12 protein-coding genes and 1 pseudogene are annotated in these 10,855 nt (G+C 71.1%); 10 read left to right on the top strand and 3 right to left on the bottom strand.

Annotation, left to right across the window (positions count from 1 at the left end):
• The 3 genes from H5J33_RS12135 to H5J33_RS12125 form a co-directional block, all read left to right on the top strand.
• A partial coding sequence (locus H5J33_RS12135) for a GTP-binding protein (RefSeq protein ID WP_181794911.1) occupies nt 1-436 on the top strand: 436 nt, incomplete at its 5' end.
• Nucleotides 436-669, top strand: coding sequence for a 30S ribosomal protein S18 (gene rpsR / locus H5J33_RS12130; RefSeq protein ID WP_181794910.1), 234 nt, complete (start codon nt 436-438; stop codon nt 667-669). The genes H5J33_RS12135 and rpsR, both read left to right, overlap by 1 nt.
• Nucleotides 670-1,172: 503 nt before the next feature.
• Nucleotides 1,173-1,442, top strand: coding sequence for a DUF397 domain-containing protein (locus tag H5J33_RS12125; RefSeq protein WP_030781778.1), 270 nt, complete (start codon nt 1,173-1,175; stop codon nt 1,440-1,442).
• A 141-nt stretch (nt 1,443-1,583) separates the two neighbouring features.
• Here H5J33_RS12125 and H5J33_RS12120 read toward each other — a convergent pair whose 3' ends face one another.
• Nucleotides 1,584-2,057, bottom strand: coding sequence for an ATP-binding protein (locus H5J33_RS12120; RefSeq protein WP_258565025.1), 474 nt, complete (start codon nt 2,055-2,057; stop codon nt 1,584-1,586).
• Between the two features lie 369 nt (nt 2,058-2,426).
• Here H5J33_RS12120 and H5J33_RS12115 point away from each other — a divergent pair, with 369 nt between their 5' ends.
• From H5J33_RS12115 to H5J33_RS12090, 6 genes are all read left to right on the top strand, one after another.
• Nucleotides 2,427-3,251 carry a helix-turn-helix transcriptional regulator gene (locus H5J33_RS12115; protein ID WP_181794913.1) on the top strand — a complete coding sequence of 275 codons (825 nt, stop codon included), beginning with the start codon at nt 2,427-2,429 and terminating at the stop codon, nt 3,249-3,251.
• Between the two features lie 95 nt (nt 3,252-3,346).
• Nucleotides 3,347-4,807 (top strand): aldehyde dehydrogenase family protein, encoded by a 1,461-nt coding sequence (locus tag H5J33_RS12110; RefSeq protein WP_181794908.1) that lies wholly within the window; start codon nt 3,347-3,349, stop codon nt 4,805-4,807.
• A gap of 117 nt (nt 4,808-4,924) precedes the next feature.
• Entirely contained in the window at nt 4,925-5,473 is a 549-nt protein-coding gene (locus H5J33_RS12105; protein WP_181794907.1) for a DinB family protein, read from the top strand.
• Between the two features lie 23 nt (nt 5,474-5,496).
• A complete protein-coding gene (locus H5J33_RS12100) occupies nt 5,497-6,138 on the top strand; it encodes a PadR family transcriptional regulator (protein ID WP_181794906.1) in 642 nt (213 codons plus the stop codon).
• A gap of 95 nt (nt 6,139-6,233) precedes the next feature.
• The gene (locus H5J33_RS12095; RefSeq protein WP_309485385.1) at nt 6,234-7,034 is read left to right on the top strand and encodes a MerR family transcriptional regulator; all 801 of its coding nucleotides are present in this window, start codon (nt 6,234-6,236) and stop codon (nt 7,032-7,034) included.
• Between the two features lie 203 nt (nt 7,035-7,237).
• On the top strand, nt 7,238-8,230 hold the full coding sequence (locus H5J33_RS12090; protein WP_181794905.1) for a VTT domain-containing protein: 993 nt from the start codon (nt 7,238-7,240) through the stop codon (nt 8,228-8,230).
• A gap of 27 nt (nt 8,231-8,257) precedes the next feature.
• Here H5J33_RS12090 and H5J33_RS12085 read toward each other — a convergent pair whose 3' ends face one another.
• Together H5J33_RS12085 and H5J33_RS12080 are read right to left on the bottom strand one after the other, a co-directional pair.
• Nucleotides 8,258-9,919 (bottom strand): threonine/serine exporter ThrE family protein, encoded by a 1,662-nt coding sequence (locus H5J33_RS12085; protein WP_181794904.1) that lies wholly within the window; start codon nt 9,917-9,919, stop codon nt 8,258-8,260.
• Between the two features lie 130 nt (nt 9,920-10,049).
• Complete coding sequence (locus tag H5J33_RS12080; RefSeq protein WP_029381130.1) at nt 10,050-10,541, bottom strand: inorganic diphosphatase; 492 nt, start codon at nt 10,539-10,541, stop codon at nt 10,050-10,052.
• A 124-nt stretch (nt 10,542-10,665) separates the two neighbouring features.
• Between H5J33_RS12080 and H5J33_RS37390 the strand changes: the two are divergent.
• Nucleotides 10,666-10,855, top strand: a pseudogene (locus H5J33_RS37390) (D-alanyl-D-alanine carboxypeptidase); the annotation flags it as partial.

Genomic DNA, 10,855 nt, shown 5'->3' with positions numbered 1-10,855 from the left:
CGGTGTCTCCACCCTGGTCTGGCGCCGCCGTCGGCCCTTCCACCCGCAGCGGCTGTACGCGGCGCTGGAGGACCTGACCTGCGCCGCCGCCCGCAGCCGGGGCCGGTTCTGGCTCGCCGACAAGCCGGACGCGCTGCTGCACTGGGACGCGGCGGGCGGGGCGCTGTGCGTGGAGAGCGCGGGGCCCTGGCTCGCCGCGCTGCCGGACGCGGGCTGGGAGCTGGTCCCGCCGGTGCGCCGCGCCGCCGCCGCGCTGGACTGGCACCCCGAGCACGGCGACCGCTGCAACCACCTGGTGTTCACCTCGCCCGGCCTCGACCGCGAGGGACTGACCCGGCTGCTGGAGTCCTGCCTGCTCACCGACGCCGAGTACGCCGCCGGGCGGGACTCCTGGCGCCGGCTCCCGCCCGCCTTCGACACCCTGCTGGAGGTCTGATGCCCCGCAAGAGCGACCGCTCCTTCGTCCGCGACCGCCCCAACCCCCTGGACGAGGCCGGGATCACCTACATCGACTACAAGGACACCGACCTGCTGCGGAAGTTCCTCTCCGACCGCGGCAAGATCCGCAGCCGCCGCGTCACCCGGGTCGGCGTGCGACAGCAGCGGCTGCTCGCGCGGGCCGTCAAGAACGCCCGCGAGATGGCACTGCTGCCGTACGCCGGCCGCTGAGCCCCTTCCCCGCAAGGGCGGGCGCCGCCCCGCGCTCCCCCGTAGGGCGGCGCCCGCCTCCCGCCTTGCTCGCCGGTGCCGGTTGCGGTCCGCCCCGGAGTGCTCCGCCGGCCGGTACCGGATGATCTCCGTCACGTGTCGCCGCCGCGCGCGTCCCGCCGCCGTAGTGGCGGACCGGCTGGTCTACGCCACCCACCGGAGGCCGCCCCTCCGGTGGACGGACGCCGTTCCGGCCAGTGCGCCGGGCCGATCGGTTGCCGGACAGGGGAACATGAGCGGTGCGGTACGCGTCTCTTCCGGTACGGGGCGAGGCATGTCCTGCCTGCTCCGGGGCAGACGCCGGAGCGGCCCTGGTAAAGCACACGTCAAAGGTGTAATCGCAGGAACACCGCTCGTGCACGTGCATCTGCTCATGCATCCGCACGTGAACAGAGCTATGATCCGGGTCAGTTGACCACTGCATCTATGGCCACACCAGCCAGTGCACCACCGGGGAGCGACCTGTGGACCGCGACGTTGACGGCGTGTACGGGGGGTACGACGTGTACAACGGCATGGCTGCCACGCAGCTGGACGGAGTGGCCTGGCAGAAGAGCAGGCACAGCAACTCGCAGGGTTCCTGTGTGGAGTTCGCGCGGCTGCCGGGCGGCGATGTCGCCGTGCGCAACTCGCGCTTCCCGGACGGGCCGGCGCTCGTCTACACCCGCGCGGAGATCGAGGCCATGCTCCTCGGGGTCAAGGACGGCGAGTTCGACCACCTGATCGCGAGCTGACAGCCGTTTCGTTCCGTACGCCCGCACGCCCGCCCGTGTGACGACCGGTACGCGCGTCCACGCGGCGACAGCGCGCATACGCGGCGGTGAACACCGGGTGTACGCGCGTAGAAACCGGGCGTGCGCCCGCGCCGTAGGGGATCAGCCCGCCGGGTGCATCCGGAACAGCGCCCAGACCACCTTGCCCTGGAGGGTGCCCGCGAGCGGGTGCCAGCCCCAGCTGTCGGCGAAGGAGTCGACGAGGAAGAGGCCGCGGCCCGACTCGGCCGAGAAGTCGTCCGCGTCCCTGGGCGCCGGCGTCTCGTGGCTCGGGTCGCGCACCGCGCACACCAGCCGCTCGCTCCAGCGCATCAGGTGCAGCCGCACCGAGGGGAGCCCGTCGGTGGGACAGGGGTCCGCCGGCACCGCGTGCCGCAGGGCGTTGGTGACGAGTTCGGAGACGACGAGGCACACGTCGTCGAAGCGGTCGCCGACGTCCCACCGGCCCAGGGTGTCGCGGGTGAAGCGCCGGGCCTCGCGCACCGCCTCGTAACGGGCGGGGAAGGCGCAGGAGGCGGCATCGGACACGGCCGCGGGATCCAGCGGCGGAAGGCCCTGCCGTAACGGCTTGAGCATGGTCGATCCATTCGTCCCCATGCGAGGCACTCCCGGGAATTCGCGGTCGTTGCGATGCAGCGGTGGCGCGGCACCCATGGTTTCGGATGCGCAGAGCAGATGCAAGGGCAGATGCACGTGCACGCGGCCGAAATGGCACAGCCCGTACCGCTTCTTGGCCATTTTTTCCGCCTGCTTCGCCCAGGAAGCCGCCAGAGGTCCGGACCTCTGGCCCGGGCCGGGCAAGGTGGAAGCGGCCGAGCTCTTTCCGTTTCCGTAACCGGGCGAGTACTGCTCGGAGTGTTTTAGTGGCAGACTTCGGCCCCTGAGAGACGGTTGGGGAGGCTGGCGAAAGTGAGCGCGGGAGAGCCCGGATCGGTGGTGCGGCGGATGCTGCTCGGCTCGCAACTCAGGCGACTGCGGGAAGCGCGGGGGATCACGCGCGAGGCGGCGGGGTACTCGATCCGCGCCTCCGAGTCGAAGATCAGCCGGATGGAGCTGGGCCGGGTGAGCTTCAAGACCAGAGACGTCGAGGACCTGCTGACCCTCTACGGCATCACCGACGAAGCCGAGCGCGAGTCGCTGCTGTCCCTCGCCCGGGAGGCCAACGTGGCGGGCTGGTGGCACAGTTACACCGACGTCCTGCCCAGCTGGTTCCCCACCTATGTGGGCCTGGAGGGCGCCGCCTCGCTGATCCGGGTCTACGAGGTGCAGTTCGTGCACGGCCTGCTCCAGACCGAGGAGTACGCCCGCGAGGTGGTCCGGCGGGGCATGAAGGGCGCGAGCGCCGCCGACATCGAGCGCCGGGTCGCCCTGCGCCTGGAGCGGCAGCGGCACCTGCTCTCCGACAACGCCCCGGAGCTGCACATCGTCCTGGACGAGGCCGCCCTGCGCCGCCCCTACGGCGACCGGGACGTGATGCGCGGCCAGCTCCAGCACCTGATCGACATCTCCGGTCGGCCCAACGTGCGGCTCCAGATCATGCCGTTCAGCTTCGGCGGGCACTCCGGCGAGAGCGGCGCCTTCACCATCCTCAGCTTCCCCGAGTCCGACCTGTCCGACGTGGTCTACCTGGAGCAGCTGACCAGCGCCCTCTACCTGGACAAGCGCGAGGACGTCGCCCAGTACGAGCAGGCCCTGAAGGAGCTCCAGCAGGACAGCCCCGGCCCGGACGAGAGCCGGGATCTGCTGCGCGGCCTGCTGCAACTCTCCTGACCCGGGAAGTCCCTCAACTCGCGGTACTCACCAGTACGATGACGTCCTGTCAGACACGGCGTGGAACTGGTGTCCGCTAGCGATTGAGGGATCACATGGCGTCCTACTTCAGCGACCTGGCCCGGCAGTACATCGACGGCGAGTGGCGCCCGGGCACGGGCTCCTGGGACGTCATCGACTTCAACCCCTACAACGACGAGAAGCTGGCCTCGATCACCGTGGCCACCGTCGAGGAGGTGGACCTGGCCTACCGGGCCGCCGCCCGCGCGCAGAAGGAGTGGGCGGAGACCAACCCCTACACCCGGCGGGCCGTGTTCGAGCGCGCGCTGCGGCTGGTGGAGGACCGCGAGCAGGAGATAGCGGACCTGATCATCGCGGAGCTGGGCGGCACCCGTGTGAAAGCCGCCTTCGAACTCCACCTCGCCAAGGAGTTCCTGCGCGAGTCGGTCCACCTCGCGCTGCGCCCCGAGGGCCGGATCCTGCCCTCCCCGGGCGACGGCAAGGAGAACCGCGTCTACCGGGTGCCGGTCGGCGTCGTCGGTGTGATCAGCCCGTTCAACTTCCCGTTCCTGCTGTCGCTGAAGTCGGTCGCCCCGGCCCTCGCGCTCGGCAACGGCGTGGTGCTCAAGCCGCACCAGAACACCCCGATCGCCGGCGGCACCCTGATCGCGAAGATCTTCGAGGACGCCGGGCTGCCCGGTGGCCTGCTGAACGTCCTGGTGACCGACATCGCCGAGATCGGTGACGCGTTCATCGAGCACCCCGTCCCGAAGGTGATCTCCTTCACCGGCTCCGACAAGGTCGGCCGGCACGTGGCCACCGTCTGCGCCAAGCACTTCAAGCGCTCGGTCCTCGAACTCGGCGGCAACAGCGCGCTGGTGGTGCTGGACGACGCCGACATCGACTACGCGGTGGACGCGGCGGTCTTCAGCCGGTTCGTGCACCAGGGCCAGGTCTGCATGGCCGCCAACCGGGTCCTGGTGGACCGCTCCGTCCGCGAGGAGTTCACCGAGAAGTTCGTCGCCAAGGTCAGGAGCCTGAAGGTCGGCGACCCGCGCGACCCGCAGACCGTGATCGGCCCGGTGATCAACTCCGCGCAGGCCGCCGCGATCTCGGGCACCGTCGAGCAGGCGCTCGCCGAGGGCGCCACCGCCCTGGTGCACGGCGGCACGACGAACAACCTGGTCGAGCCGAGCGTGCTGACCGGCGTCCCGGCCGAGTCCCCGCTGCTCCGGCAGGAGGTCTTCGGCCCGGTCGTCTTCCTCATCCCGTTCGACGGCGAGGAGGACGCGGTGCGGATCGTCAACAGCACCCCGTACGGCCTGAGCGGCGCCGTCCACACCGGGAACATCGAGCGCGGTGTGGCCTTCGCCAAGCGGATCGACACCGGCATGTTCCACGTGAACGACGGCACCGTCCACGACGAGCCGATCGTGCCCTTCGGCGGGGAGAAGCACTCCGGCGTCGGCCGCCTCAACGGCGAGACCACGCTGGAGGCGTTCACCACCGTCAAGTGGATCTCGATCCAGCACGGACGCAGCGGATTCCCGTTCTAGCCGCGTCACCTTTCCCGCCCGGAGCCATTGCGGTCAGGATCTGACCGCAATGGCCCCTAGCGTCTTTCCCGTCGGGGCAGCCGCCCCGGCGGACGGCCAGACGAGAGGCGGCGGGCCATGGTCACGCACGTGCCGGCGGAGGACAAGGGCGACGAGCGCGGAGCGCTGCTCGCGTTCATCGAGGAACAGCGCGGCGGGATCCGCAGGGCGCTGCTCGGACTGACCGAGGAGCAGGCCCGCACCCGTCCGAGCGCGAGCGAGCTGTCCCTGGGCGGCCTGCTCAAGCACGTCGTCGAGGTGGAGCAGGGCTGGGTGGCCCGGGCGCGGCAGGAGCCGCCCGCCGTGGAGCGCGACGCCTCCGACTGGCACGAGACGTTCCGGCTGACGGAGGCCGAGACGGTCGCCGCGCAGCTGGCGTACTGGGAGCGGGTGGCCGCCGCGACGGAGGAGCTGATCCGTTCCGCGCCCAGCCTGGACGACACCTTCCCGCTGCCGCCCGACCCGTGGTTCCCGCCCGAGGGCCGTGTCTCGCTGCGCTGGCTGTGCCTGCACCTGATCCGCGAGACGGCCCGGCACGCCGGCCACGCCGACATCATCCGCGAGTCGCTGGACGGAATGACCGCGTTCGAGCTGGTGGCCCGGGAACAGGGCGGCTTCCCGGCCTGATCGCGGGTCCTAACCTGGTCCCCATGTCAGCGATCCGTCTCCTCGTGCTGGGCGCGGTCCGTCAGCACGGCCGGACCCACGGTTACCAGGTGCGCAACGACCTGGAGTACTGGGGCGCGCACGAGTGGTCCAACGCCAAGCCCGGCTCGGTCTACCACGCCCTGAAGCAGCTGGCCCGCCAGGGGCTGCTGCACGCGCACGAGACCGCGCCGTCCTCGGCCGGCGGGCCGCCGCGCACCGAGTACGAGATCACCGGCCGCGGCGAGGAGGAGTTCTTCCGGCTGCTGCGCGAGTCGCTGGTCGCCTACGACCAGAAGCCCGACGTCCGGTCGGCGGCCATCGGCTTCCTGGTCGAGCTGCCCCGCGCCGAGGCGCTGGAGCTGCTGCGGGAGCGGATCCGCCGGATCGGGCGGTGGCGGGACTCCGTCACCGGGGAGTACCTGCCCGAGGGCGGCCCGCAGCAGCTCGGGCACATCGGCGAGATCATGCGCCTGTGGATCCACACGGCCGACTCCGACGCGGCCTGGACCCAGGGCCTGATCGGCCGCCTGGAGGCGGGCGCGTACACGTTCGCGGGGGAGGGCGAGCCGTTCGTCGGCGTCCTCGCCGAGGGGCAGGAGAACCCGTACGCGACGGGGGAGCGGCACCCGGAGGACGACCGCTGAGCGGACCCGGCCCCGTGGCCGCCCGCGACGGACTTGCACCTCACGCGACGTGAGGCCGCAGGGTGGACGGCGTACCGACCGAAGGAGCGGAAGAAGTGAGCCAGCCCGTGGGACAGGACCGGTCACCGGACCGGGTCTACTCCGTGGGACAGGTCGCCGGATTCGCCGGGATCACGGTGCGCACCCTGCACCACTACGACGGGATCGGGCTGCTCGTGCCCGGCGGGCGCACGCACGCCGGGCACCGGCGCTACACCGACGCCGATCTCGACCGGCTCCAGCAGATCCTGTTCTACCGGGAGCTCGGCTTCCCGCTCGACGAGGTCGCGGCCCTGCTCGACGACCCGGGCGCGGACCCGCGCGCGCACCTGCGCCGCCGGCACGAGCTGCTGACCGCCCGGATCGAGAAGCTCCGGAAGATGGCCGCGGCCGTGGAGCACGCCATGGAGGCACGCAAGATGGGCGTCAACCTGACCCCTGAGGAGAAGTTCGAGGTCTTCGGCGACTTCGACCCGGACGAGCACGCGGACGAGGTGGAGCGGCGCTGGGGCCACACCGAGGCCTACCGGCAGTCGCGGCTGCGGACCGCCGGCTACACCAAGGAGGACTGGAAGCGGATCAACGCCGAGCAGGACGCGGTCCACGGCCGGATGGCCGGGCTGCTCGCCGAGGGCGTGCCCGCGGACTCGGAGGCGGCCATGGAGGTCGCCGAGGAGCACCGCCGGTTCATCACGGGCGCGTACTACGACTGCGGGCACGAGCTGCACGCGTGCCTCGGCGAGATGTACGTCACCGACGAGCGGTTCACCGCCACCTACGAGGCCGTCCGCCCCGGTCTGGCCCGTTATATGCGGGACGCGATCGTGGCGAACACGGCCCGGCACACCGCGTCCTGAACGTCCGGCCCCGGGAGCGCACGGGGTTCGCTCCCGGGCCCGAACCCCCCGCGAGTCCCCTGGAGTCACAGCTTTCTCAGGGGCCTCGCACAGGGCATCCTGGAGCCACCGGTGGAACCTGGGGCGGTCACGTCGCGTTGATAGCTTTGTGCGGCCGCACCTGGACGCCGTAGCCGCCCTCACCCCCTCAGGAGCCCGGACCCGTGATGACACTCGCCCTAGGCCCGAGCTGGCTCGATCCCAACTATCTGCTCGACACCTACAGCATCTGGGGCCTGCTGCTCATCGTCTTCGCCGAGTCCGGCCTGCTCATCGGGTTCTTCCTGCCGGGTGACTCGCTGCTGTTCACCTGCGGTCTGCTGATCACCTCGAACCAGCTGGACTTCCCGTTGTGGGGCGCGATCGGCCTGATCTGCCTCGCCGCGATCCTGGGCGACCAGGCGGGCTACATGTTCGGCAAGAAGGTCGGCCCGTCCCTGTTCAACCGCCCGGACTCGCGTCTTTTCAAGCAGGAGAACGTCACCAAGGCGCACGAGTTCTTCGAGAAGTACGGCCCGAAGTCCCTGATCCTGGCCCGTTTCGTGCCCATCGTGCGCACGTTCACGCCGATCATCGCGGGCGTCAGCGGCATGCGGTACCGCTCGTTCCTGCTCTGCAACGTCATCGGTGGCGTCCTGTGGGGGGCCGGCGTCACCCTGCTCGGCTCGTGGCTCGGCAACATCGAGTTCGTCAAGAAGAACATCGAGGCGATCTTCATCCTGATCGTCCTCGTGTCGGTGATCCCGATCGTGATCGAGTACCTGCGCGCCCGCGGCAAGGGGAAGAAGGCGGACCAGGCCCGGCCGCAGCCCCAGCCGGTGCCGGCGCAGCAGCCGGCCTACGAGCAGCCCCAGCAGGCGTACCGGCCGCAGCCCCCGGTCATGGACGACGCCACGACCCGGCTGCGGCGCGTCCAGCCGGAGCAGCCGCACTACGAGGAGCGGCGGTACGAGCAGCCCGGGTACCAGCAGCCGCGGCAGCAGGACTGGAACGGGCAGCAGCAGGGCTACGACCAGTACTACGACGGGCAGCAGCAGTACCAGCAGCCGTACGACCCGCAGCAGTACCCGCAGCAGCAGAACTGGGACCAGCACCAGGGCTACGACCAGCAGCGGTACGACGAGAACGGCTACCCGTACGACCAGCGCCGTCAGTAGCCCCCTGCGCCCCGGGCCGTACGGCGCTCAGAAACCCCTGGTCCGCTTCGCCGCCCGGCGCTTCCCGGCGGAGCCGATGCGCAGGAACAGCCGGGAGATCTCCGACCCCAGGTTGACCCCGATGGCGATGGCCATGGCCAGCGACACGGCCTTGGCCAGCGACACCAGCCCCTTGTCCACGTCGTTCTGCGCTATGGACAGCAGCCCGAAGTAGGTCGCGGAACCGGGCAGCAACGGCCCGATCGCGGCCGTGGTGTACGGCAGCGCGGAGGCGAACCGGTACCGGGCCAGCAGTTGCCCGAACAGGCCCACCAGGCCCGCCGCGACCGCCGTGGAGGCCACCGGTGAGATGCGGCCGGTGTAGTGCATCGCGCCGTACACCGACCAGGCGACGCCCCCGTTCAGCGTCACCCAGAGCACGGTGGAACGTTCCTGCTGGAGCAGGACGGCGAAGGTCAGGGACAGCAGCATCGAGGCCGCGATCTGGACCAGCGGCTCGTTCGAGACGGGCAGCGCGGCCTCGGGATTCAGCTTGCCGCCGATCTTCACGCCGAAGTAGAGGACGGTCAGCACCCCGGCGACGATGCCGACGAAGAAGTACATGACCTCCAGCAGCCGCGCGGAGGCGGTGATGTAGAAGCCCGTCAGGCCGTCCTGCACCCCCGCGACCAGCGCCCGCCCCGGCAGCAGCGCGAACAGCCCACCGGTGATCACCGCGGAGCCCTGCACGTCGACATGGGCCAGGGTCAGCGCCACCCCGATCGCCGCGGGCGGCATCGCGGCCACCGTGAACTGGTAGAACTCCGGCAGCCCGCGCCCCGCGCACAGCCACGCCAGCCGGTCGCCGAGCATCGCGCCGACGGCCGCCGCGAGGAACACCACCGGGTCGCCCCGGCCCGCCACCAGCAGGGAGGCCGCACCGGCCAGCAGCCCGCCGGCCAGGGTCAGCGCCCAGCCGGGGTACGGGTGCCGGTTGCGGCGGATCTCCGCCAGGCGCCGGTAGGCCTCCTCCAGGGAGACCTCGGTCTCCGGGTCGCTGAGGTCGTCCACGAGGTGGAAGACGGCCGCCAGCCGGGTGTAGTCGGTGCCCCGCCGCCGTACCGTCCTGGACGCCGTCACCGGGTCCTCCACCAGGGACGGCTGGTGCGAGATCGACAGCAGGGTGAAGGTGACGTTCGGCTCGCACCGGTCCAGGCCGTAGGACCGGCACACCGCGAACATCGCGGCCTCCACGTCCTCGGCGCCCTCGCCGCCGGCCAGCAGCAGCTCGCCGATGCGCAGGGTCAGGTCCAGCACGCGCGGGACGGCCGGGCCGCCCTCCTCCTCGCGCTGCACCGGCTCCAGGGCCGGCCGCTCGGTCACCGGCATGCGCAGCATGGTGCGCATCCGGTCCTGCCAGGGCGCGTCCTTGATCAGGCTGACCAGCGGTACCCCGGTCGCCGGCGTGAACGCGGCCGGCGCCTCCTTCGCGCTGTAGGTGCGCGGCGGGGTGAACGCCGACCCCTCCGGCTCGGCACCGGGCGGCTGCGGTGTCTGCAGCCCCTCCGGCACCGCGAACTCGGAGGTCGTCTCGCTCTCACCGCCGGCCTTCGGGACGTCGAGACCCCGGGGGATGGCGAACTCGGAGGTGATCTCCGGGTCGTACCGGGCCTCGTCCGACCGGGGCTTGCGGTCCTCCGCCTCCGTCACTTCGCACCGCTCCCTGCACCGCACCTTGCGTCGCCCTCAGTATGCGCACACGTACCCCGGAGGGGCGCTCGCGTGCACACACGCGAACGGGCCGCACGCGCGCGTGCGGCCCGTCCACGAACAGCGGGGGTCAGTGACCGCCCTGCTCCTTGAAGCGCTTGTACGACCGCTCGATCTCCGCCTCGGCGTCCGTCCGGCCCACCCAGTTGGCGCCCTCGACCGACTTGCCGGGCTCCAGGTCCTTGTACACCTCGAAGAAGTGCTGGATCTCCAGGCGGTCGAACTCCGACACGTGGTGGATGTCACGCAGGTGCTCCACACGCGGGTCGGTGGCCGGGACGCACAGCAGCTTGTCGTCGCCGCCCGCCTCGTCCGTCATCCGGAACATGCCGATCGCACGGCAGCGGATCAGGCAGCCCGGGAAGGTCGGCTCGTCCAGGATGACCAGCGCGTCCAGCGGGTCGCCGTCCTCGCCGAGGGTGTTCTCGACGAAGCCGTAGTCGGTCGGGTAGGCGGTCGAGGTGAAGAGACGACGGTCCAGGCGGATCCGGCCGGTCTCGTGGTCCACCTCGTACTTGTTCCGCGAACCCTTCGGGATCTCGATCGTGACGTCGAACTCCACCGGTGGCTCCTCCATGATCAGCACATAGTTCTGGTGGTTAAGTGTCCCTCACGCAGGTGTGTGATCGCGAAAGGGGCTGGTGGTAGTGCCAGAGCTGGGGCCTTGGCGAGTCGCGGGACCGCGGGTGGCGCGGCTCGCGAACGCCGTCCGACCGTGTCTCGCGCGCGCCGTGACGGCCGTGAGGCCGCACCTCGCGCGGCTGCCCCGGGCCGTGCGGACCGGCCCTGCGCACCTCCCCCGTCTCCCCCGTCCGCGCACCGTCCGTACCTGGCAGTACACCGCGGGCGCCGCCACCGCCGGCCTGGCGCTGGCCG

This window comes from Streptomyces sp. WELS2 (assembly GCF_013870595.1).
Lineage (GTDB): Bacteria > Actinomycetota > Actinomycetes > Streptomycetales > Streptomycetaceae > Streptomyces.
Note: the sequence above shows the minus strand (reverse complement) of the source record. Positions and strands in the feature narration are given on the sequence as shown.